Here is a 23,364-nt window from a genome sequence, read left to right as displayed (position 1 = left end):
AGCCGACCGGCGCGGGGCCCCAGCGAAGCAGGCAGGTCTCTTCGGTTTTCTGTCGCCCCAGCCGAGGGACAAGCCGTCGCGGCGGCAGGCCGGATGCGTATCCTCCGGCCTGCCGTTTTTCGTTTTCGAAGCACTTGCGAGTGAAGTGAAAACCGGCTCGCCTGAAGAAAAAGCGATAAGCAAAAATACAGAGCGAAGGCCGGTCCGTTTGGATCGGCGTTTGCTCTGAGCTAGGTTCGACCCATGCGACTCCTGATCGTCGAAGATGATGCCGAGGCTGCGGCCTATCTGACCAAGGCGTTCCGCGAGGTCGGCCACGTCGCCGACCACGCCGCGGACGGCCTGCAGGGCTATGCCATGGCCGAGGGCGGCGGCTACGACGTGCTGGTCGTCGACCGCATGCTGCCCCGGCTCGACGGGCTTTCCCTGATCCGCTCCTTGCGCGAACAGAAGGATGAGACGCCGGCGCTCATCCTGTCGGCGCTGGCCCAGGTCGACGACCGGGTGAAGGGTCTGCGGGCCGGCGGCGATGACTATCTGCCCAAGCCCTATGCCTTCTCCGAGCTGCTGGCCCGCGTCGAGGTGCTGGCGCGCCGCCGTGGTGCACCCGCCTCGGAGCCGACCACCTACCGCGTCGGCGAGCTGGTGCTCGATCGGCTCGCCCATCGCGTCACCCGCGAGGGGCAGGAGATCGTCCTCCAGCCGCGCGAATTCCGCCTGCTCGAATATCTGATGAAGCATGCCGGGCAGGTCGTTACGCGCACCATGCTGCTCGAGAACGTCTGGGACTATCACTTCGACCCTCAGACCAATGTCATCGACGTGCATGTCAGCCGCCTGCGCGCCAAGGTCGACAAGGGCTTCGAGCAGCCGATGATCCACACCATCCGCGGCGCGGGATACATGGTCCGTGACAACGCCCGCTGATGCTCCCGCACGACGGCGCCAGAAGTTCTTGCCGACCCTGTTCCGCACGACGGCCTTCAAGCTGACGGCGGCCTATCTCGTCATCTTCGCACTCTTCGCCGCCTTCGTGCTCGGCTATGTCGCCTGGAACGCGCAGCGCCTGCTGACCGACCAGATTCGCTCGACGATCGATGCCGAGATCCAGGGCCTGGCCGAGCAGCAGCGCCAGGGCGGCATCCGCCGGCTGGTCAACATCATCGAGCGCCGCTCGCGCGGACCCGGCGCCTCGCTCTATCTCGTCACGACGCCGGTGGGCGAGCGCATCGCCGGCAATGTCGAGGCTATCCCGCCTGGCACGCTCGATCGCACCGGCGAGAGCGAGATCGAATACGCTCGCTCCAGCGAAACGGTCGATACGCCGAGCCATGCCCTCGTGCGCGTCTTCATGCTGCCGGCCGGGTTCCGCCTCCTCGTCGGCCGCGATCTGGAGGAGCGTGATCGGCTTGGCGCCGTGATCCGCCGTGCCGCCGGCTGGTCGGCGGCGCTGGTCTTCATTCTCGGCTGCTTTGCAAGCTGGTTTGTGGCGCGCCGCGTGCTGAAGCGCATCGACGGCATGAGCGAGACGGCGCATGGCATCATGGAAGGTGACCTGAAGGGGCGCCTCGCCATCACCGGCACGGGCGATGAGCTTGATCGCCTCGCGCTGAATCTGAACGCCATGCTCGATCGTATCGGGGAGCTGATGGCGGGCATGCAGCAGGTGACCGACAACATCGCCCATGACCTCAAGACACCGCTGACCCGCCTGCGCAACCGGGCCGAGGAGGCGCTGCGCAGCGCCAAGTCTCCCGATGAGCTGCGCGCTTCGCTCGACGGGGCGATCGAGGAAGCGGACAACCTGATCCGCGTCTTCAACGCCTTGCTGATGCTGGCACGGCTGGAGGCGGGCCGCGTCAGCGAGAACATGGCCGAGCTCGATCTTTCGGAGATCGTCTCGGGAATGGCGGAACTCTATGAGCCGCTCGCCGAGGAAGCCGGGCTCGCGCTCGTCGGAGAGGTCGAACCGGATCTGAGGATCGTCGGAAACCGCGAGCTGGTCGGGCAGGCCATCGCCAATCTGATCGACAACGCCCTGAAATACGGCGGCCCCGAACAGGGCGGGGACGGTACCGTGACCATCGCCGCGAGGCGCAACGGAGCCGAGATCGAACTTTCCGTGGCCGATCACGGGCCAGGCATCCCGGAAGCCGACCGCGGCCGCGCGCTCGACCGCTTCGTGCGGCTCGACACCAGCCGCAGCAAGCCCGGCTTCGGGCTGGGCCTGTCGCTGGCATCCGGTGTTGTGCGTCTGCATGGCGGCCACCTCAGCCTTGAAGACAATGCTCCCGGGCTGCGCGTCGTCATCACCCTGCCGATGGCCGAGTCCAAGTCTGTGGAAACGCAGCCGGCTCCCGAAGCTCAAAGCTCGACAGCCGTCGCAAACCCTGCTGGCGTGCCGTCCTCCTGAGGAGGAAGGTGTGTGATGGCTGAGCGGCTCTGTGACAGGCTGGATGCGGCGCCGGTCTTGCCGGCACGCGCCAAGGCCGAGGCGCTGCTGGCGCGCGAGCTGATCGAGCGGCTGCATGACGAGGCGGCGGCAGAGGCCCTCAAGGCTCATCTGGCCGGGCATCCGCGCAGCGCCGCGCTGGTTGCGGGCGTGCTGGCGCATTCTCCGTTCCTCTCCCAGGTCATGCGTTTCGATCCGGAGGCGCTGCTCGCCTGCCTGGTGCAGGCGCCGGAGGTGCGCCGCGACGCGCTGCTCGCCCGGATCGAAGCCTTCGCCGCGGCCGGGTGCGAGACCTCGGACCTGATGCGCGAGCTGCGCCGCTTCCGCCGCGCCATGGCGCTCCTGATCGCGCTCGCCGACATCGGCGGCGTCTGGAATGTCGAGACCGTGACGGCCGCGCTGACCGCGACCGCCGACATGGCCGTGCGCCTCGCGACCAACCATGTGCTGCGCCAGGCCGCCGATCTCGGGCGGATCAACCTGGCCGATCCGGCCAATCCGGGGCCCGGCTCTGGCCTCGTCGTGCTGGCGCTCGGCAAGCACGGCGCTGGGGAGCTGAACTACTCCTCCGATATCGACATCGTCGTCTTCTTCGATCCCGAGGCGGCGGAGGCCGCTGGCGTCGGCGAACCGTCGAGCTTCTTCGTCAAACTCACCCAGCAGATCGCCCGCATCATTCAGGAGCGCACGCCGGACGGCTACGTCTTCCGCGTCGACCTGCGGCTGCGACCCGACCCGGCCTCGACCCATGTCGCGATCGCGCTGCCATCAGCCTATTCCTACTACGAGACGGTCGGCCAGAACTGGGAACGCGCCGCCATGATCAAGGCGCGCCCGATCGCCGGCGATACCGAGCTCGGCCTGCGCTTCATCAAGGATCTCGCCCCCTTCATCTGGCGTAAATATTTCGACTTCGCGACCATCGCCGACATCCATGCGATGAAGCGCCAGATCCAGACGGTGAAGGGCCACGAGACCATCGCGGTCGCCGGTCACAATGTGAAGCTCGGCCGCGGCGGCATCCGCGAGATCGAGTTCTTCGTCCAGACGCAGCAACTCGTCTTCGGCGGCCGTCGCCCGGCGCTACGGGGGCCGCGCACGCTCGATATGCTCAAGGAGCTGACGAACGAAGGCTGGATCACGCCGGCGGCTCGCGATGAGCTTTCCGAATCCTATCGCTGGCTGCGCACGATCGAGCACCGCCTGCAGATGCGCGACGACGAGCAGACGCAGACCCTGCCCAAGCCGGCGGGAGAACTCGACGCCTTCGCCCGCTTCTGCGGCTATGCCAACGCTGCCGCCTTCGCCAAGGCGCTGACGGCCCATGCCCGGCGTGTCGAGGGTCACTATGCCCTGCTGTTCGAGGAGGGGCCCAGCCTCGCCTCGGAAGCCGGCACACTCAGCTTCACCGGCTCCGCGCCTGATCCCGAGACGGTCCAAACACTCGGCAAGCTCGGCTTCCGGGATGGCATGACGGCGGCGGAGACGGTGCGCGGGTGGCATTTCGGCCGCCGCGCTGCGGTCACCAGTGCTCGCGCCCGCGAGGTGTTGACGGAATTGACCCCGGCGCTGCTCGTCGCGCTTGGCCGCACTGCCGATCCCGACGGCGCGCTCGCCCATCTCGACAACGCGTTCGTTCGCATGCCGGCGGCAGTCGAATTGCTGACGCTGCTGCGCTCGCATGATTCCCTGCTGACGCTCTTCGCCGAGATCCTCGGCAGCGCGCCGCGCCTGGCCAAGGTCGCAGCCCTGCACCCGCATGTGCTCGACGGCGTCATCGATCCGGCTTTCGGGCAGGCGGTCCTCGATGTCGACACCCTGGAACGCCGTATCCGGGCTCATGTCGGCTCGCCGCCGCCCAGCGTCGAGGACGGGCTCGACCGGCTGCGCGACGCTGCCCGGCAGGAGAATTTCCTCGTCGGCGCGCGCCTGCTTTCGGGCGTCTACGCGGCCGAGGGGGCGGGACAGGCTTATTGCGCCGTGGCCGAAGCCTGCCTGCGCGTTGCCTTCGCCAATACGCGCTCATCCTTCACGGCCGATCACGGCGCGATCGAAGGGGCCGAGACCGTCGTGCTCGGCCTCGGGCGGCTCGGCGCTGGCGAGCTCACGCCGTCATCCGACCTCGATCTCATCCTGCTCTACGACCGGCCCGAGGATGCGGCGCCGAGCGACGGCGCCAAGAGCCTCGACCCGGTGACGTGGCATATCCGCTTCACCCAGCGCCTCGTTGCGGCGCTGACGGTGCCGACGCGACGCGGCACGCTTTATCAGGTCGACATGCGCCTGCGCCCGACCGGGAACAAGAGCCCCGCGGCCACGCAGTTTGCGGGCTTCGAGGCCTATCACGCGGGCGAGGCGGAGATCTGGGAGGAGATGGCGCTCACCCGTGCTCGCGTCGTCGCAGGTGACGCCGGGCTGGCGAAGCGGGCGGAAGCCTCGATCCGCGCGATCCTCTCCCGCAAGCGCGAGCCCGCCAAGGTTGCGGCTGCCGTGGCCGAGATGCGGACCCTGATCGCCAGGGAGAAGGGAGAAAAAGATGCCTGGGATCTGAAGCTGGCGGCCGGCGGGCTGACCGATCTCGACTTCCTCGCCCAATTCCTGCTGCTGGCCTATGCCAGCGACCATCCCGGGCTGATCGTCAACGATACGGCTTCGGTCTTCGTCGCCGCGCGCGCCGCCGGCCTGCTTTCGGAAGCGGATGCCGCGGCGCTTCTGGAGGCGCACCGCCTGATCGGCGACGTCCAGCTCTGGCAACGCTTCACCGTCGAGGAAGCCTTCGATCCCAAGGCAGTACCGCCTCGCGTGCTGCGGCGGATCGCGACGGCTGTCGGAAGACCAGACGCCAAGGTGTTGAAGGCGGAGCTCGACGAGGTCCGCTCCGGCGTGCGGGCGATCTTCACCCGCATCCTGTCGCAGGCGAAGGCCGGTTGAGCCTTACGCCGCCTGCGCGGTGACGCGCTCGGCACCGCCGTCGAGCGGCAGGTGGACCATGACGATCGTCCCGGCGCCCATCGCCGAGCGCAGCCTCAGCGAGCCGCCATGCAGCTCGGCCAGCGAGCGCGCGATGGCGAGACCCAGGCCCGAGCCCTTGTAGCTGCGCACCAGATCGCCCTCGACCTGCTCGAAGGGCCGGCCGACGCGGTCGATCTTCTCCTTCGGGATGCCGATGCCGGTGTCCTCGATGAAGATGTTGAGCGCGCCGGGCACATGGCGGGTACGCACCGCGATCCGGCCGCCTTCCGGCGTGAACTTGGCGGCGTTGTCGAGCAGGTTGCTGAGGATCTGGTAGAGCGCGTGCGGATCGGCCTCGAGATGGGTGTCGAGCGGGCCCTCGAGATTGACGATGAGCTGCTTGCGCTCGATCTCCGGCTGCACCTTGAGCAGGGCCTGATCCAGCACCGGGCCGATGGCGATCTCCGACTTCTCCAGCCGCATCTTGCCGGATTCGATGCGCGACATGTCGAGAATGTCGTCGATGATGCCGAGCAGGTAGCCGCCGCTGGAGCGGATGTCGCGGACGTAGTCGGTGTATTTCTCGCCGAGCGGGCCGAACAGCCCGTTCTCCATGATCTCGGAGAAGCCGATGATGGCATTGAGCGGCGTGCGCAGCTCATGGCTCATATTGGCGAGGAATTCGGATTTGGCGCGGTTGGCGCTTTCGGCACCGGCCTTCTGCTCGAGATAGCGTTCGGCGAGATCCGCAAGCTGCTGGGCCTGGGTTTCGAGTTTCTGGCGTGAGGCCTTGAGGTCCGTGACATGGGTCATGAGCTGGTGCTCGGACTGGGTCAGCCGCTCTTCCTGCTGCTTCAGCTTGGTGATGTCCGTGCCGACGGAGACCGAGCCGCCGTCCTTGGTGCGCCGGCCGTTGATCTGGAGCCAGCGCCCGTCGGAGAGCCGCGCCTCGTAGGAGGTGGCGCCGGCGGCGCCACGCTGGACGCGCATCGGCTCCTGGTCGATCTGCGGCTGGGCGGAGCGCGCCATGATCTCGTCATAGCTCATGCCGGATTGCAGGGCATCGGCGGGGAGCTGGTGGAGCTGTTGGTACTTGGCGTTGCAGAGGATCAGCCGGTTGTCGGCATCCCACAGAACGAAAGCCTCCGAGATCGCCTCGACCGCGTCGCGCAGGCGGGCATCGGCGGTTGCGGTGCGCTCGGCCATGCGGCGCTGCTCGGAGATGTCGACGACGATGCCGACGAGGTGGCGTGAGCGGGTGCGGCGGTCGATGACGAGCTCGGCGCGGGCCTTGAGCCAGATCCACTCGCCTGAGATGGCGCGAACCCGGAATTCCTGATCGAGATGGCTGGCCTCGCCGCGGCTCACCGCATCGGCGATGGCATAGAGGTCGACGTCATCGTGATGGATGAAGCTGCTGACCTCGCCGAAGGACATGTATTCGCCGGCGCGGTCGTAGCCGAGCAGGGCATACATCGAATCCGACCAGTAGATGCGGCCGCGGGCGAGATCCCAATCCCAGAGGCCGCAATGGCCGCGGTTGAGGGCGGTGTCGATGCGTTCGCGCACGCAGTCGCAATCCTCGTCGGCGGCACGGGCGCGCTTCGACTGCAGCATGAAGGCCAGCGTGATGACGCCGAGGACGAGCCCCGCCGCGCCGAACAGAATGGCGAGGCCGGAGCGGCGGATCTGCCAGACGGAGAGGGCGCGCGAGACCGGTTGCAGCACGGCGACCTGGCCGAGCGGGGCGGCGAGGTTGCGCACGCTGGCGAAGACGTCGGTGCCGTTGGGCAGGGTGATGCGCATCACGCCGGCGCGGTCCCCGAAGACGGTGAGCGGCTGGGTCTGGCCAAGGAAGTCGGTGAGCGTGCGCTGCGTCTGACCGATCACCGGCTCGCTGGCGATCACGCGCCCGTCGGCGCCGCTGACATGGACGATGCGGCCATGAGCGGCGAGGTGGCGGGCTGTGAGGCCGGCGAGAACCGCCGCCGGCTCTTTGCCGGCGAGCGTCGCCGTGTCGAGCTCGCGGGCGACCAGCGCGGAAACCAGATCCATGTCTCCGGCGGCATCGATCAGCGCGTCGTCGCGCATCGCAGAGGTCTGCATGATCGCGCCAGCGCCGAGGATGACGAGGAAGAGCCCGACGAGGACGGGGATGGCGGTCCGGAGCGCGGGCTCGAAACCCTCGAAGCGCTGATACAACGGATGGGTCAGCGACCTCGCTACACCCAGAATCGTATCGGCGCGCACGGATGCGCAATCCGCGTTGGCACGCGACATGCCCGTCCCCCTTCGGAAAACTTTACCGTCAGTAAGATCGGGAGACGTGCCGCATCCCCGCGAATCACCGTCAGTTGAATCCGAGAGGCCGATTTTGTCTAGCCCTGAGTTGAGTCAGTTGCTTCGAATTCTCCTTTAGGTTGTGCTGTTTATCCAATGAATCCTGTGCGGGTAATGAAACGTTAATAAATTGGACAGGTCGGCGTTAACCTTTGGGAAGATGGGTCACGCGAGGGCCCTTTCGGCGATGTCGGCGACATCCCGCGACAGGTTCGGCATCCGTGCGACGGTGCTCAAGGCCTCCTGTGCCAGCCGCTTGCGGCCGGGCTCCAGCATGCGCCAGCTCTTGAACGAGCCGAGCAGGCGCGAGGCGACCTGCGGGTTGGTCTTGTCCAGCGCGATGACGATGTCGCAGACGAAGTCGTAGCCCTCGCCGTCGGCGCGGTTGAACTGGGTGAGATTGGCTGCGAAGCCGCCGATCAGCGCCCGCACCCGGTTCGGATTGCCGAGCGAGAAGGCGGGATGCTGCATCAGTTGCTTAACCCGTTCCAGCGTCTCGGGCTCGGGGATCAGCGCCTGCGCCATCAGCCATTTGTCGAGGACGAGCGGCTCGCCCGCATAAGCCGCGGCGAAGCGGGCGATCAGGGCTTCGCGCCGCTCTCCGGGGATCAGTGTCATCGCTGCCAGTGCCGCAAGCCGGTCGGTCAGGTTGTCGGCGGTAGCGAATTGCTCCTCGCACAGGCCGGCGCCCTCGGCCGGGGTGGCGAGTGCGGCGAGCCCGAGCAGCTCGTTGCGAAGCGCGCGGTGCCCGGCGGAGGCGGCATCAGCCTTGTAGGGGCCCTTTGTCGCCAGCGCCTCCCGCAAGCCAGACAACTGCGGGAGAAGGGTCGTTCCGATCGCGGCCGATAGGCTGCGATGGGCTTTGAAGATCGCGTCCGGATCGACGTCGCGGCCGATCTCGCGCGCGATGTCGGCCGGTGCCGGCAGGCGCAGCACCTGCGCAGCAAAGGCGGGATCCGCAAGCGCTTCGGCCTTGAGGAAGCCGTCGAGCGCCTGGCCGAGCTCGCCGGCTGTCGCGGTCAGCGCGCTGCGATCCGCGCCAGGCTTGCCGGCGGCGACGAGGGCGCGGGTGGCGACGGTCTGCAGAGCCTGCCAGCGATTGAAGGAATCGCTGTCGGCCGAGAACAGCCGCGCGAGATCGCCGTCCGAGAGGTCGAGTTCCAGCCGCGCGGGTGCGGAGAAGCCGCGCAGCAGCGACGGGATCGGCGGCTCGGAGACGTTGTCGAAGGTGACGGAGAGCGCGGCGCTGTCGAGGATGACGAGGCCGTCGCCGGCATAGGCGTTCGATTGCGTCTGCAGCGGCAGATCGCCCCCGGCCCCGACAAGGCCGAGCTTGATCGGCAGGACCACCGGTTGCTTGTCGTTTTGGCCGGGCGTCTGCGGCGTGCTCTGGGCGAGGTCGAGCGTATAGCGCCGGGCAGCCGCGTCGTAGCGGCCCGAGGCGACGATGGTCGGCGTGCCGGCCTGCTCATACCAGCGCGCGAAATGGCTGAGGTCCTTGCCGGAGCTTTCCGCAAAGCAGGCGAGGAACTCCTCGATCGTCGCTGCCGTGCCGTCGCAGCGCTCGAAATAGAGGTCCATGCCGCGCCGGAAGGCGTCGTCGCCGATCAGGACCTTCAGCATGCGGATGACCTCCGCGCCCTTCTCGTAGACGGTCGGCGTGTAGAAGTTGTTGATCTCCTTGTAGGCGCGCGGCCGCACCGGATGGGCGAGGGGGCCGGCATCCTCGGAGAACTGGGTCGAGCGCAGGGTGCGGACATCGGCGATGCGCTTGACCGGGCGCGAGCGCTCGTCGGAGGAGAATTCCTGGTCGCGGAAGACGGTCAGCCCTTCCTTCAGGCAGAGCTGGAACCAGTCGCGGCAGGTGATGCGGTTGCCGGTCCAGTTGTGGAAGTACTCATGCGCGATGATCGCCTCGATCGAGGCATAGTCGCCGTCGGTCGCGGTCTGCGGGTCGGCCAGGACGTATTTGTCGTTGAAGATGTTCAGGCCCTTGTTCTCCATCGCGCCCATGTTGAAGTCCGACACGGCGACGACGTTGAACACGTCGAGATCGTAGTTGCGGCCGAAGACCTTCTCGTCCCAGCGCATGCAGCGCACCAGCGAATCCAGCGCCCAGCCGGCCCGTCCCGCCTTGCCCGGCTCGACATAGACGGCGAGCTCGACCTTGTGGCCGTCGGCGGTGACGTAGTCCTGCCGGACATGGTCGAGCGCACCGCCGACCAGCGCAAAGAGATAGGCCGGCTTCGGATGCGGGTCGTGCCACATCGCGAAATGCCGGTCCGTGCCCGGCACCTCGCCGGTGGCGATGAGGTTGCCGTTGGAGAGCAGCACCGGCGCCTCGGCCTTCGCCGCTTCCAGCCTGACCGTGTAGACGCTCATCACGTCGGGCCGATCGAGGAAATAGGTGATGCGGCGGAAGCCGTCCGCCTCGCACTGGGTGCAATAGACCTTCGACGAGCGGTAGAGCCCCATCAGCTTCGTGTTGGCGGAAGGATCGACCTCGGTCTCGATCGTGAGCGTGAAATCATGCGGCGGCGGGCTCGGGATCGTCAGCGCCTGCGGCGTCACCGTATAGGCGGAAGCATCGAGCGGCTTGCCGTCGAGGGCGAGCGATTTCAGCGTCAGCTCGTCGCCGTCGAGCTTGAGCGGTGCGCCGGGCTGCCCTTCTGGATTGGGGCGCAAAGCGAGCAGGGCGCGCACGCGCGTCTTCTGCGGTTGCAGGCTGATATCGAGATCGACCGTGTCGATCAGCCAGTCGGAGGGACGGTAATCCTCGAGACGGATCAGCGGAGCATCGTCGTTGCGCATGGAAACCCTGATGGCGAAGGTCAGGGAGCGTTTCTAGAGCATGCCGGCTTGGGATGGAAACATGCCGTCATGCTCGGGCTGGACCCGAGCATCTCGTGACGAAGGAGATTCCGATGCATCTTCCGGCCAGAGATTCTCGGGCCTGCGCTTCGCTGCGCCCGAGAATGACGGCGGGAGCGCTCACACGACTGGCGAAACCGCCGGCTCGGCATGGCTGACCAGCCGGCAGACCTGGGGGCGCGCGATCCGAACGGCCCGCTCGATTGCGTCGACGGCGTCATGCACGGCCGCCACGTTCAGGGTCGGGTCGACGCGGCAGTGATAGTTCACCACCAGCCCCTTGGCGGTCTGGCGCACGCGCACGCTGTGGATGTCGTGGATCGGGCCGTCGAGCTTCGCGGCCTCGCCGGCGAGAGCCTTGCCGATGTCCTCGACCGTCTCCCAGGCGGCGTTGTGTCCGTGGGGTTGGCCGGTCTCCATCGGCTCGATATGGGTCTCGACCTCCGTCTCTCCGCCGAATTCGGCCCGGATCGCATTTTCGAGCCGGGTCGCGATCTCGTGCGCCTCGCCAAGGGGCAGATTGGCATCGACCTCCATGTCGAGGCTGACCGAGAGCTTGTCGCCGATGCTGTGGACGGTGACGTGGTGCACCGGGATCTTCAGCTTGAGCGCGATCAGGAGCACGCGTTCGAGCACCGTCTCGTCATCGACCTGCACGGGATCGGCAGTGATCGTGATCTCGGAATCCGGCTCGGCTTTCAGCAGCGCTCCGCCAAGTTCGGCCTTGATCGCGGTGACGCGCTCGAGCGGCAGCGTCCGCGAGACGCTGATGCCGATCTCGCCATGGACGCGCCCGCCGGCGGGCCGGACCCGGAGCCAGTTGATCCCGACCACCCCCGGCACGCGCCGCGCGGCCTCGCGCAGCTTTTCGCCGACTCCTTCGGGGGCGGCGTCCATCAGCGTGTCGAGGACGCGGCGGGCCAGCCTAAAGGCCGAGAAGGCGGTGTAGGCAGCGATGGCGAAGGCGGCCGCCGTGTCGGCGCGCTCGAAGCCGTACCAGACGCCGATGAGGCCGGCGAGCACGAGTGCCGAGCCGACGAAGTCGGCCGAGAAATGTGTGGCTTCACCGGCGAGCGCCTCGCTGCCGGTCTCCTTGGCAACCCGGGTGAGCGAGCGCCAGCGAATGGCATCGACCGTCATCGAGAGCAGCATCACGCCGATGACCAGCGGCGTCACCGCGACATGCTCGATCAGGTTGTTCCACAGCCGGCTGCCGGCCTCCCACAGGATCGCGCCGGCCAGCGTGAACAAGATCGCGGTCTCGACCAGCGCCGCCAGCGCCTCGACCTTGCCATGCCCGTAGTGATGCTCGTCGTCGGCGGGCTTGTCCGAGGCGCGCACGGCGAACCAGGTGAACAGTGTCGAGCCGACATCGACCAGCCCCTGAAGCGCGTCGGTCAGCAGGGCGAGCGAGCCGGAAATGATGGCGCCGACGATTTTCGCTGCGGTGAGCAGGATGGTCGCCATCACCGAAAGGATCGCGGCGCGCTGCTTGATCTGTGCGATCTGGGCGGGCGTGGCGCGCTGAGGCGGCGCCGTCACCGGGCCGTCTTGCGTTGTCGTCATGGCTCGTCCTGCTTGGCGTACCTTGGAACGCGGCAGCTCTTGCCCGAATTAGGGAAAGGATCAACCCTGTTCCCGCACAACGAGGATGAACGATGCGATATCTCCACACCATGGTCCGCGTGACCGATCTCGATCAGGCGCTTGATTTCTACGTCAACAAGTTCGGGCTGGTCGAAACCCGCCGCATCGAGAACGAGAAGGGCCGTTTCACCCTGGTCTTCCTCGCCGCGTCGGACGATCTGGCCGAGGCCAAGGCCGGCGCCTCCCGCGGCCGCCCGACGCTCGAGCTGACCTATAACTGGGACCCTGAAGCCTATACCGGCGGGCGCAATTTCGGCCATCTCGCCTATGAGGTCGACGATATCTACGCGACCTGCGAGAAGCTGATGAAGGCCGGCGTCACCATCAACCGGCCGCCGCGCGACGGCAACATGGCCTTCATCCGCTCGCCCGACAACATCTCGATCGAGCTGCTCCAGAAGGGCGATCCGAAGGCTGTGGCCGAGCCCTGGGCCAGCATGCCGAACACCGGGGCCTGGTGAGATCTTGGCCGGCGTCTTCTGCCTCGGGATCGCCACGCTCGACTATGTCTACAGCGTCGAGACCATGCCGACCCGCGGCGAGAAATACCGCTCGCGCGGGCTTGCCGTGGTCGGCGGCGGCTGCGCCGGCAACGCCTCCGTCGCGATTGCGCGGCTAGGCGGCGCCTGCTGGCTGGCGACGCGCCTTGCCGACGACCTGACGGGCGACCAGATCGTCGCGGATCTGAAGGCAGAGGGTGTCGATGCCAGCTTCGCCCGCCGCGTCGCCGGCCTGACCTCGCCGGTCTCCGCGATCCTCGTCGATGCCGAAGGCGAGCGCATGGTGATCTCCCATTCCGACCCGGCAATGCCGGAGGATGTCGACTGGTTGCCGCCGCGCTTGCCGGAGGGGGCCGACGCCGTCCTCGCCGACACGCGCTGGGGCGAGGGGGCGCTGGCGGCGCTGAAGCTTGCTCGCGCCGCCGGTGTTCCCGGCGTGCTCGATGGCGACCGCAGGCCGTCTCATCCCGATCTCGTCGGAACGGCGAGCCACGTCGCCTTCAGCCAGCAGGCATTGCGCGAGCTCTCCGGTGAGGAGGATCCGCGAGCCGGGCTCGCCAAGGTGGCTGCGGGCGTCCCCAGCTGGCTGGCGGTGACGCTCGGCAAGGAGGGCGTGCTCAATGTCGAGCGGGGCGAGGTTCGTCACAGCCCCGCCTTTCCCGTCGAAACCGTGGATACTCTGGGGGCGGGGGATGTCTGGCACGGCGCTTTCGCCCTGGCGCTTGCGGAGGGGCAGCCGGAAGCCGCGGCGATCCGATTCGCCTCCGCCGCGGCCGCCATCAAGTGCACGCGCTTCGGCGGCCGCAGTGGTGCGCCCCGTCGCGACGAGGTCGAGCTCTTCTTGGCCCAGGCGTCGCGATAACCCGATTGCCGGTGGGCGCTTCTGCGCCCGAGCTGCTGTTCGCCCGGCGACGCCCTTGGGGCGTCGCGTGCTCGTCACGCAGCTCGGGCATCTGACCGATGCGCAGCCGCGCATCGGATCAATCTCAGGAGAGAGCATCATGCTGGCGATCCAGGGTCTGAAATGCATCTACGACACCACCGGGCGGGGCTGGTCGATCGAACTCGTTCTCAAGGCCGCTGGCGAGGAAGCGGTGCGCCGTTTCGACGTCGATGGGCCCGATGATGCCGAAATGTTGATCGAAGCCTTCGAGGATTCCTCGGTCAGCGCCTTCGATCCCGAGACCGGCGAGATCGTCTTCGGTTACGAATATCTCGACCTCGATACCGACGAAGAGGACGAGGAAGGCGAAGAGGCCGCCGAGGATGACGAGGACGACGATTCGGCGGAAGATGCCGAGGATGACGAGAAGGTGAAAGCCTGAGTCTGATACCGGCTGAGAGCAGCCCGGAGGAGTCCGCTCCTTCGGGCGTTTCTGGGTCGCAAAGGCGCCCGTAGCAAATGACCGGACGCGGCGCCAAGGGCCGCGACGGGGAAGAGGCATGATGCACGCATGACGGATCTGGAGAGCGAAATTCCAGCCGTGCCGCCGGTCCCCGTGATCGAGCCGCCGGCTTCCCACAGCCCGCTCAGCAAGAAGCGCGGCATCTGCGCCATCAGCGGCCAGGAGATGGCCCGCAGGAACCTCGTCGAGATCGGTACGTTACGCCCGGCGCTCGTTGATCACATTCGCGCCGACTTCCCGGATCTTTCAGACCATGCGCTCATCAGCCTGAAGGAGCTGGCGCGTTATCGGACGCGCTATGTCGAGGAGATCCTGCGCGAGGAGCACGGCGAATATTCCGACCTCGATCGGGAGGTGGCCGAGAGCATCGCCCGGCAGGAGACCATCGCCGAGAATGTCGAGGACGATTTCGAGGAGCATCGCACGCTGGGCGAGCGCCTGTCCGACAATCTCGCGAGCTTTGGCGGTTCCTGGGCCTTCCTGATCAGCTTCGGCGTCGTGCTCGTCATCTGGATGGCGATCAATGCCGCGATCGGGGAGGGCAAGGCCTTTGACCCCTATCCCTTCATTCTGCTCAATCTCGTCCTGTCCTGTATCGCGGCAGTGCAGGCGCCGATCATCATGATGAGCCAGAAGCGGCAGGAGACGAAGGACCGGCTGCGCTCGCTCAACGACTATCAGGTCAACCTGAAGGCCGAGCTCGAAATCCGGCACCTGCATGAGAAGATGGACCATCTGATCACGCGGCAATGGCAGCGCCTCGCCGAGATCCAGCAGGTCCAGCTCGAGATACTGCAGGATACGCAGCTGCCGAAGGCCAAGCCGAAGCGGCGCAAGAAGCCGGCGGCGAAGAAGAAGCGGGCGATCTCGGGGGAGGGGCCTGCCGGATCGACTGCTGCCTCCTCACCGGCCAAACCGGAGGGCGACGGCTAGAGCTCGCGGCGTTTTGACGGCGTGGGCTCCGTGCGAATTGAGCTTGGCCTGGCGGGTGCTGATCGAATCGTGAGCCCGCGCGACAAGTAGCCGGCGCTTTCGCTTGACTCCCCATTCCACGACCGATTTCTTCGTCGGCAAACGAATCCGATGGGAGGAAAATGGTGTTCGCTTCGCGTTTCGCGCCCGCTGGTGCCTTGTTCGCAGGCCTCACGCTTTCGGTCGCTGCCCTGCCGGCCTTCGCACAGGGGCAGGTCACGGTTTATTGCTCGATCCTCGAGGAGCAGTGCCGCGAAGGCGCGGCGATGTTCGAGAAGGCGACCGGGATCAAGGTCTCGATGGTCCGCAAGAGCACCGGCGAGGTCTATGCTCAGGTCAAGGCCGAGGCGAGCAATCCGCGTGGCGACGTCTGGTGGGGCGGGCCGGGAGAGCCGCACCTGCAGGCGGCGGACGAAGGGCTCCTGGACGAGTACAAGTCGCCGAAGCTGCCGGAGCTGCATGACTGGGCGCAGCGCCATGCCGAGCAGGCGAAGTTCCGCACCAACGGCATCTATCTCGGCGCTCTCGGCATCGGCTACAACACCGAGGTGCTGAAGAAGAAGGGCGTCGCCGCGCCGAAATGCTGGGCCGACCTGCTCGATCCGAAGCTGCACGACGAGGTCCAGATCGCAGATCCCAGCTCCTCCGGAACGGCCTATGTCTTCCTGGCGACGACGGTGCAGCGCCTCGGCGAGGACAAGGGCTTCGAGTTCCTCAAGAGCCTGCACAAGAACATCAGCCAGTACACCAAATCCGGCATCGCGCCGGTGAAGGCTGCCGCGCTCGGCGAGACGGCGGTCGGCATCGCCTTCATCCATGACATGTTGACGCAGAAGCTGCAGGGCGCGCCGATCGAAACCGTCGCCCCCTGCGAGGGGACCGGCTACGAAACCGGCTCGGTTTCGATCATCAAGGGTGGCAAGAACCCCGAGGCCGCGCGCAAATTCGTCGATTTCACGCTCTCGCCCGATGCGCAGAACATCAATGCGAAGCTGAAGATCAACTCGATCCCGTCGAACAAGAATGCGCTGCTCTCGCCGGATGCGCCGAAATTCGCCGAGATGAAGCTGATCGACTACGACACGCCGCGCTGGGGCTCCCCGGCGGAGCGTTCGCGCCTGCTCAAGAAGTTCGACGCCGAGGTCAAGGCGCTGCCGCGCTGACCTGCCACGATCCCGAGAGCTTGGTAGCGCGCCCCTCGGTTTATGCTACTAAGCTCCGGTCCGGGCTTGGAGCCTCGCGCTCCAGCCCCAGCCATGGGATCGCCGCATATGCTTCGCGCCACTTCCGTCCTTCGCAAGGCCGCCGTCCGCGCTGAGCGCGTCGTCGATACGCTCAGCCTTGGATATCAGGACCGCAACGGCAACGGCGTCGCCGTGACGGCTGCAGGCGGGCTCGAATTCGCGATCGATCTCGACAAGCCGGCGATGCTGAACGACGGCGACGCGCTGAAGCTGGAGGATGGCCGCCTCGTGCAGGTCAAGGCCGCTCCGGAAAGCCTATTGGAGGTCCGTGCCGAGAACCCGCTGCGGCTGGTGCGCCTCGCCTGGCATCTCGGCGGACATCACGTCCCGGCGGAAATGACGGCCGACGCGCTTTATGTCCCCAGCCATCCCGCTTTGGCCGAGCTGGTGCGCGGCCAGGGCTGCTCGATGGCGGAAGTCGAGCGCCCGTTCCAGCCGGAGCAGGAGGTTCACCATCACGCTCACGGCGATGACTGCGGCTGCGGGCACGACCATGATCACCACAATCACGATCATGGGCATGACCACGGCCACGGGCATCATCAGCACGACCAGCACGCTCACAACCATGAACATGGGCACGAGCACCACCATCATGCGCATGGCGAGGGTTGCGGCTGCGGCCATGATCACGACCACGGTCACGGCCATGGCGCGGCGCATGGCCACAAGGGCCATTCCCATGACCACTGACGTAGGAATGCCGCGTCATGCTCGGGCTTGACCCGAGCATCTCCGGATCGAGATTCTCGGGTCCTCGCTCTGCTTCGCCCGAGAATGACGGCTTGGGACTGCCCCGAGCTATTGCCAAGGCGGGCTCCAGCCCGCCTTTCGCGTCTCAGGCGGCGTAGCCCTTGACCTGCGCCAGCGCGGTCATCACGCCGCGCAGTTCGGCCAGCCCGCGCAGGCGCCCGACCGCCGGATAACCCGGGAAGCTGCCCTTGCCGACATCGTCGAGCAGCTCGTGGCCGTGGTCCGGACGCATCGGGATCTGCCAATGCGGGTGACCGGCAACCTTGCGGCGCTGCTCCTCGGCCATCAGCGCATCGACCAGCGCGACCATGTCGGTATCGCCGCCGAGATGTTCGGCCTCCATGAAGGAGCCGTCCGGGTCCTTGGCGACGTTGCGCAAATGCGCGAACCAGATCTTGTCGGCGAAGCGGCGCGCGATCCCCGGCACGTCGTTCTTCGGATTGGCCCCGAGCGAGCCCGAGCACAGCGTCAGCCCGTTCGCGGGCGAGTCGACCGAGCCCAGGATGAAGGCGATATCGTCCTCGGTCGAGCAGATCCGCGGCAGCCCGAAGAGCGAGCGCGGCGGATCGTCCGGGTGGATGCACATCCGGATGCCGACTTCCTCGGCAGTCGGGATGATCGCTTCGAGGAAGCGCTTGAGATTGGCCCTGAGCTTCTCATGCGTCATGCCGCTGTAGCGCTCGAGGATGCCGGCAAGGCCGGGCAGGTCGTAGCGGTCGAAGGCGCCGGGTAGCCCGGCCATCACGCTGGAGAGCAGCCGGTCGCGGTCGGCTTGCGTCGAGCCGTCGAACCAGGCCTTGGCCTTGTCCATCACCTCGGCGGAGTGCCCTTCGTCGGCGCCCTTGCGCTTCAGCATGAAATGGTCGAGCGCGACATATTCATGCAGGTTGAAGCGCAGCGCCGTGCCCCCGCCGGGCAGCTTGTGGGCGAGTTCCGTGCGGGTCCAGTCCAGCACCGGCATGAAATTGTAGCAGATCACCTCGAGCCCGCAGGCCGCGAGGTTGCGCATCGACTGGCGGTAGTTCTCGAAGACGGTTTCGAGGTCGCCCTCGCCGATCTTGACGCTCTCATGGATAGGCAGGCTTTCGACCACCTTCCACTCCAGGCCGAAGCTTTTGTCGGAACGGATGATCGCCTGGCGCTTCTCGATCTCCTCGACGCTCCAGACCACGCCATAAGGGATCTGATGCAGCGAGTTCACGATGCCGGTCGCCCCGGCCTGCTTGGCCTGGGCCAGAGTCACGACATCGTCCGGCCCGAACCAGCGCCAGCATTGTTCCATTGTCTGTAATCCTTCGAGAAAAGTCGCTTTACCGGGGAAGACGGGCCTCAGGAGCCGTCGTGGGCGAGGCGGGAATCGTCGAACGCATCCGCATGGTCCTTCGCGATCGTGTCGATCGTCGCGAAGACGGTGCGCAGATGCGCGCGCATCGCGGCCTCCGCGCCGTTTGCGTCATGTTTCATGACACAGGCCGCGATGATCCTGTGCTCGTGCAGGATCACCTCGGACCAGGACGGTGTTTCGAGGGAGAGGCAACGCACCCGGTCCATCTGTGCCTTCACGCCCTCGATCATGCTCCAGACGGCGCGGTGGCCGGCGATGCGCGAGATTTCGGCGTGGAACACCTCGTCGAGGCGGAAGATCTCGGTCCGGTCCTGCCGCCGCACGGCCTCCGCCTGCTCCTCGATCTGGGCTTCGAGCCGGTAGCGGTCGGCGTCGCCGATGCGCTGGGCGGCGAGCACCACGGTGCGGCATTCGAGCGTCTCGCGGACGAACTGGCTGTCATGGACGGCGGCGAGGTCGATCGGCGCGACGAAGGTGCCGACCTGCGGTACCGCAACCAGGAAGCCTTCGTCGACCAAACGCTTGAACGCTTCCCGCACCGGGGTGCGGCTGACGCCGAAGCGCAGCGCCATGCGCGCCTCGGACATCGATTCGCGGGGCTTCAGCGCGCCGCTGATGATGTCGGTGCGTAGCACGCTGTAGATCTGATCCGTGCTATGACGGGCTGCAGGGTGGGCCATTGCCAAGCTCTTGACGACTAGTATACTAGGATACCGATCAACCGGGGGCCGCGTCAACTTGGCAGGTTCCGCGGGGCAAGGGGCGGGTTCCGGATGGCGGCGGCCGGACCGTCAGAACATAAAAAAGCTGAAGAAGCGGGCATCCGCATCTGGAGGAGAAATCATGGCTCAGGACAGCATCAACCGGCGTCATTTCATTGGTGGCGTTGCCGGTCTCGGCGCAGCGATGCAGGCGCCGGGCGTCTTCGCGCAGCAACTCAAGCTGCCGGCATCGCCRCTCACGATCAGCATCATCGACGTCGGCGGCGCCTTGGCGCTGGTTCAGACGCCGCTTGAGAATTACGCCAAGGCAAACCCCAAGGCCGTCTCGCGGATGGTCTTCACCAAGGCTCCGGCGCCCGAGCTGCCGGCCAAGCTGAAGGCCCAGCAGAACGCCGGCCGTTCCGACATCGACTTCGTCATCGGCGGTCTCGACGTGCTCTCCGCCGGCATCGACCAGAAGCTCTGGATCGAGCTGTTCCCGCGCTTCGCCGCCGAACTGCCGAAGCCCGAGGACGTGCTCCTGAAGCCGGCGCTGGCTATGCACAATCTCGGGCAGGGCCAGGCCATGGCGATGGTCTATTACCCCTCCGGCCCGCTGCTGGAATACATGCCGGACAAGGTCAAGAACGTGCCGACCACGGCCGAGGAACTGCTGGCCTGGACGAAGCAGAACAAGAACCGCTTTCTCTATGCCCGCCCGGCCAATTCGGGCCCCGGCCGCACCTGGATCATGGGGCTGCCCTATATCCTCGGCGACAAGGACCCGAAGGATCCGGAGAAGGGCTGGGACAAGACCTGGGCCTATCTGAAGGAACTCGGCGAGAACATCGAGTACTATCCGGGCGGCACTGGCGCGACGATGAAGGAGCTCGGCGACGGCTCGCGCGACATCATCGTCAGCACGACGGGCTGGGACATCAATCCGCGCGTGCTGGGCATCGTGCCGAAAGAGGCCAAGATCCAGGCGCTCAAGGGTTTCCACTGGGTCACCGACGCCCAGTATATGATGATCCCCAAGGGCGTTTCCGACGAGAAGCTCGCCGTTCTGCTCGATCTGGTCCGCCACATGCTGACGCCCGCGCAGCAGGCCTTCACCTATGACGAAGGCTACTTCTATCCGGGTCCGGCCGTGAAGGACGTGCCGCTCTCGATGGCGCCCGCCTCCAGCCAAAAGGCCATCGCGGAGTTCGGTCGTCCCGAATACGAGAAGCTGATCGCCGACAACCCGATGGAAACGCCGCTCGATCGGCAACGCTCCGAAGCCCACCGCCCGGCATCCTTCGACACCATTCTCAAGATTCCGGAAGCCATGACCATCAACGCAGCTTCGTTCCGCGAGCTTCGGCTCGATCGCCTGAGCCGTGACTTCGGCACCCACAACGCGCTCAAGGACGTCTCGCTGACGATCGGCAAGGGCGAGTTCATCGCTTTGCTCGGACCTTCGGGCTGCGGCAAGTCGACGACCTTGAACCTGATCGCCGGCCTGCTGCCCGCGACGGGCGGCGGCATCTGGCTCGACGACAAGCGGATCGACCCGCTGCGGCCGGAAGAGCGCGGCTTCGGCATGGTCTTCCAGAACTATGCCCTGTTCCCGCACATGACGGTGAACAAGAACATCGGCTTCGGCCTCAAGATGCGCGGTGTGTCCAAGGCCGAGATCGACAAGCGCGTCGCCGAAGCGGCTGCGCTGGTGCGGCTTCAGGGCCAGACCGAGAAGCTGCCGGGCCAGCTTTCGGGCGGCCAGCAGCAGCGCGTCGCCATTGCCCGCGCCATCGTCGTCGAGCCGCCGCTCGTGCTGATGGACGAGCCGCTTTCCAACCTCGACGCCAAGCTGCGCCTCGAGATGCGCGCCGAGATCCGTCGCATCCACAATACGCTCGGCGCCACCACGATCTACGTCACCCACGACCAGGAGGAGGCGCTCTCGCTCGCCGACCGCATCGTCGTGCTGCGTGACGGCCAGGTTCGCCAGGTCGGCACGCCGGAGGATCTGTTCTCGCGGCCCGACCATCTCGACGTCGCCGAGTTCATGGGCTTCCGCAACAAGGTGAAGGGCAAGGTCGTCTCGGCCGGCGAGGGCAGGGCGACCGTTGCAGTCGGCGATGCGCAGCTCTCCGGCCGTGCCCGCGCGGCGGTCTCTGCCGGTGCCGACGGCACCCTGGCTATCCGCCCGGAGGATTTGCACCCCGTGGCATCCGGCCAGCCGGGCCTCAAGGCCCAGGTCATCTCGACCGAGTTCCGCGGTCGCGAGTTCGTCGGCTTTGCCCGCATGGCTGATGGCACCGACCTGTCCTTCCTGGCCCATGACAAGCTGTCGCCGGGCGAGACTGTCACGCTCGCGGCCGATCCTGACCGCGTCCTCGTCTATGGGGGCGCCGCGTGAGCACGGACGTCTCCTCCATTCCGCTGAAGCAGAGGCTGGCCGCGCGCGGCTTCGACGGCCTGACTCTGCTCGTCGTGCCGGCGATCCTGTTTCTGCTGGCGCTGTTCATCTACCCGTTCCTTTACGGGCTCGTGCTCTCCTTCGAGCCGAAGGCCGGCGGCGTCTTCGCCAACTACCAGCGCTTCTTCTCCGATCCCTTCCTCTACGGCACGATCGCGACGACGCTCTGGCTCGCTCTGCCGGTGACGGTCGCGACGCTCCTGCTGGCGATCCCGATCGCCTTCCGCGTCCGGCTGATGCAGAACCAGCGCCTGCTGACGACCATCCTGGTGATCCCGATCACGCTGGGCACCGTGCTGGTCGCCCAGGGGCTGCTGAACTATCTGGGACCGCAAGGCTGGTTCAACCGCACGCTGATGACGCTCGGCCTCATCTCGACGCCGGTGAAGCTGTTGCACAACTACTGGGGCGTGATGCTGTCGCTGGTCATCACCGGCTTCCCCTTCACCTTCCTGCTGACGCTGTCCTACCTCTCTGGCATCGATCCGGCGCTGGAGCAGGCGGGCGCGACGCTGGGCGCCGGCCCTTGGGAGCGTTTCAAGCACATTCTCATGCCGCTGCTGCTGCCGGGTCTCGCCATCACCTTCTGCCTGAGCTTCGTGCAGGCCTTCTCGGTCTTCCCCTCGGCGGTGCTGCTCGGCGCGCCGGCGGGGCCGACCCGCGTGATCTCGATCGCGGCCTATCAGGCGGCCTTCGAGGAATACGATTACTCGATGGCGTCAGCCGTTGCGATGATCATGGGGCTCGTGCAGCTCGCCATCGTCGTCGTGGTGCTGGCGGCGCGCGGCCTGCTCTATCGCGGCCCTGCCGGCGGCGGAAAGGGCTGATCCGATGGTCAAGGATACCCGTCTCTCGACGAAGCTCTGGGCGGCCGCCAACTGGACGCTGATCGGCTTCTTCATCGTCAACCTCTTCGCGATGATCGCGACGGTGGTGACGTCTTCCTTCGCCACGCGCTGGCTCGGCACCTGGCTGCCGGCCGGATGGACGACGCGCTGGTATTCGGCCGCCTGGGCGGAGTTCCAGCTCCACGACGTGCTGCTCGTCACCTTCCAGATCGTCTTCCTGGTGGTCGCGCTCTCCGGGTTGATCGGCGTGCCGGCGGCTTATGCGCTGGCGCGGCGAGATTTCCCGGGCAAGAGGCTCGTGATGCTGCTCTTCCTGCTGCCGCTGCTGGTGCCGCCGATCACCTTCGGCATCCCGCTTGCAACCGTGCTCTACCAGACCGGCTTCGCCGGCCAGATGTCGGGCGTGGTGCTGGCGAACCTGGTGCCGACTGTGCCCTTCGTCATCCTGGTGATGATACCCTTCATCGAGCAGATCGACACCAAGATCGAGTCGGCGGCGCGCGTCTTCGGCGCCAACACCTTCAAGCTCTTCGTGCATGTGCTGCTGCCGCTGCTGATGCCCGGCATCCTCGCTGCGCTGCTGCTGGTGCTGGTCAGGACGCTCGCCATGTTCGAGCTGACCTTCCTGACGGCCGGTCCGACCAGCCAGACGCTCGTCGTTGCGCTCTACTATGCGGTCTTCGCCGCCGGCGTGCGCGCGGTGCAGTCGATCGACGCCATGGCGGTGATCTACATGATCACGACGCTGATCTGGCTGATCATCGCGCTGCGCTTCGTCAACCCGACGCAGATCGTCGCCCGCGCCAAGAAGTGAGGGCGGCGGCTCGGGCGTGCAAAACCGGGCCGAATGCATAGATCGCCGTTATCGC

At 66.6% G+C, this 23,364-nt stretch carries 17 protein-coding genes and 1 pseudogene; 13 read left to right on the top strand and 5 right to left on the bottom strand.

The window, feature by feature from the left end; translation table 11 throughout:
* Positions 1 to 243: 243 nt before the first annotated feature.
* Genes AC1DIN_RS05330 through AC1DIN_RS05320 form a run of 3 tightly spaced genes read left to right on the top strand, consistent with a single transcriptional unit; the run spans position 244 to position 5,383 of the window.
* Positions 244 to 927, top strand: a complete 684-nt coding sequence (locus tag AC1DIN_RS05330; protein WP_149130308.1) for a response regulator transcription factor — start codon at positions 244 to 246, stop codon at positions 925 to 927.
* Positions 911 to 2,413 carry a HAMP domain-containing sensor histidine kinase gene (locus AC1DIN_RS05325; RefSeq protein WP_441468601.1) on the top strand — a complete coding sequence of 501 codons (1,503 nt, stop codon included), beginning with the start codon at positions 911 to 913 and terminating at the stop codon, positions 2,411 to 2,413. The genes AC1DIN_RS05330 and AC1DIN_RS05325 overlap by 17 nt, the downstream gene beginning before the upstream one ends.
* A 15-nt stretch (positions 2,414 to 2,428) precedes the next feature.
* Positions 2,429 to 5,383 carry a bifunctional [glutamine synthetase] adenylyltransferase/[glutamine synthetase]-adenylyl-L-tyrosine phosphorylase gene (locus tag AC1DIN_RS05320; RefSeq protein WP_476808962.1) on the top strand — a complete coding sequence of 985 codons (2,955 nt, stop codon included), beginning with the start codon at positions 2,429 to 2,431 and terminating at the stop codon, positions 5,381 to 5,383.
* Between the two features lie 3 nt (positions 5,384 to 5,386).
* On the opposite strand, the gene AC1DIN_RS05315 is transcribed toward AC1DIN_RS05320, so the two are convergent.
* From AC1DIN_RS05315 to AC1DIN_RS05305, 3 genes are all read right to left on the bottom strand, one after another.
* Positions 5,387 to 7,684, bottom strand: coding sequence for a PAS domain-containing sensor histidine kinase (locus AC1DIN_RS05315; RefSeq protein WP_441468599.1), 2,298 nt, complete (start codon positions 7,682 to 7,684; stop codon positions 5,387 to 5,389).
* 225 nt (positions 7,685 to 7,909) lie between these two features.
* Positions 7,910 to 10,555, bottom strand: coding sequence for an aminopeptidase N (gene pepN, locus AC1DIN_RS05310; protein ID WP_476808961.1), 2,646 nt, complete (start codon positions 10,553 to 10,555; stop codon positions 7,910 to 7,912).
* A 180-nt stretch (positions 10,556 to 10,735) separates the two neighbouring features.
* A complete protein-coding gene (locus AC1DIN_RS05305) occupies positions 10,736 to 12,181 on the bottom strand; it encodes a cation diffusion facilitator family transporter (protein ID WP_476808960.1) in 1,446 nt (481 codons plus the stop codon).
* A gap of 92 nt (positions 12,182 to 12,273) precedes the next feature.
* Here AC1DIN_RS05305 and AC1DIN_RS05300 point away from each other — a divergent pair, with 92 nt between their 5' ends.
* From AC1DIN_RS05300 to AC1DIN_RS05275, 6 genes are all read left to right on the top strand, one after another.
* A complete protein-coding gene (locus tag AC1DIN_RS05300; protein WP_476808959.1) occupies positions 12,274 to 12,723 on the top strand; it encodes a VOC family protein in 450 nt (149 codons plus the stop codon).
* 4 nt (positions 12,724 to 12,727) lie between these two features.
* Entirely contained in the window at positions 12,728 to 13,624 is an 897-nt protein-coding gene (locus tag AC1DIN_RS05295) for a PfkB family carbohydrate kinase (protein ID WP_476808958.1), read from the top strand.
* Between the two features lie 139 nt (positions 13,625 to 13,763).
* Positions 13,764 to 14,087 carry a hypothetical protein gene (locus AC1DIN_RS05290; RefSeq protein ID WP_476808957.1) on the top strand — a complete coding sequence of 108 codons (324 nt, stop codon included), beginning with the start codon at positions 13,764 to 13,766 and terminating at the stop codon, positions 14,085 to 14,087.
* 129 nt (positions 14,088 to 14,216) lie between these two features.
* On the top strand, positions 14,217 to 15,101 hold the full coding sequence (locus AC1DIN_RS05285) for a DUF1003 domain-containing protein (protein ID WP_441468593.1): 885 nt from the start codon (positions 14,217 to 14,219) through the stop codon (positions 15,099 to 15,101).
* Between the two features lie 161 nt (positions 15,102 to 15,262).
* Positions 15,263 to 16,303 carry an ABC transporter substrate-binding protein gene (locus AC1DIN_RS05280; protein WP_476808956.1) on the top strand — a complete coding sequence of 347 codons (1,041 nt, stop codon included), beginning with the start codon at positions 15,263 to 15,265 and terminating at the stop codon, positions 16,301 to 16,303.
* Positions 16,304 to 16,411: 108 nt separating this feature from the next.
* Positions 16,412 to 17,077 carry an urease accessory protein UreE gene (locus AC1DIN_RS05275; RefSeq protein WP_476808955.1) on the top strand — a complete coding sequence of 222 codons (666 nt, stop codon included), beginning with the start codon at positions 16,412 to 16,414 and terminating at the stop codon, positions 17,075 to 17,077.
* A gap of 145 nt (positions 17,078 to 17,222) precedes the next feature.
* On the opposite strand, the gene uxuA is transcribed toward AC1DIN_RS05275, so the two are convergent.
* Together uxuA and AC1DIN_RS05265 are read right to left on the bottom strand one after the other, a co-directional pair.
* On the bottom strand, positions 17,223 to 18,419 hold the full coding sequence (gene uxuA, locus AC1DIN_RS05270) for a mannonate dehydratase (RefSeq protein ID WP_441468590.1): 1,197 nt from the start codon (positions 18,417 to 18,419) through the stop codon (positions 17,223 to 17,225).
* A gap of 47 nt (positions 18,420 to 18,466) precedes the next feature.
* Positions 18,467 to 19,162 carry a GntR family transcriptional regulator gene (locus tag AC1DIN_RS05265; protein WP_476808954.1) on the bottom strand — a complete coding sequence of 232 codons (696 nt, stop codon included), beginning with the start codon at positions 19,160 to 19,162 and terminating at the stop codon, positions 18,467 to 18,469.
* A 163-nt stretch (positions 19,163 to 19,325) separates the two neighbouring features.
* On the opposite strand from AC1DIN_RS05265, the pseudogene AC1DIN_RS05260 reads away from it, so the two are divergent.
* The 4 genes and pseudogenes from AC1DIN_RS05260 to AC1DIN_RS05245 all read left to right on the top strand — a co-directional run.
* Positions 19,326 to 20,450: pseudogene (locus AC1DIN_RS05260) on the top strand (extracellular solute-binding protein); the annotation flags it as partial.
* Between the two features lie 69 nt (positions 20,451 to 20,519).
* Complete coding sequence (locus tag AC1DIN_RS05255) at positions 20,520 to 21,587, top strand: ABC transporter ATP-binding protein (protein WP_476809374.1); 1,068 nt, start codon at positions 20,520 to 20,522, stop codon at positions 21,585 to 21,587.
* Positions 21,584 to 22,474 (top strand): ABC transporter permease, encoded by an 891-nt coding sequence (locus tag AC1DIN_RS05250; protein WP_441468587.1) that lies wholly within the window; start codon positions 21,584 to 21,586, stop codon positions 22,472 to 22,474. The genes AC1DIN_RS05255 and AC1DIN_RS05250 overlap by 4 nt, the downstream gene beginning before the upstream one ends.
* A gap of 4 nt (positions 22,475 to 22,478) precedes the next feature.
* The gene (locus AC1DIN_RS05245) at positions 22,479 to 23,309 is read left to right on the top strand and encodes an ABC transporter permease (RefSeq protein WP_441468586.1); all 831 of its coding nucleotides are present in this window, start codon (positions 22,479 to 22,481) and stop codon (positions 23,307 to 23,309) included.
* The last annotated feature ends 55 nt before the right edge of the window (positions 23,310 to 23,364 follow it).

The sequence above is a fragment of the Allobosea sp. 05T438 genome (assembly GCF_056396025.1).
Note: the sequence above shows the minus strand (reverse complement) of the source record. Positions and strands in the feature narration are given on the sequence as shown.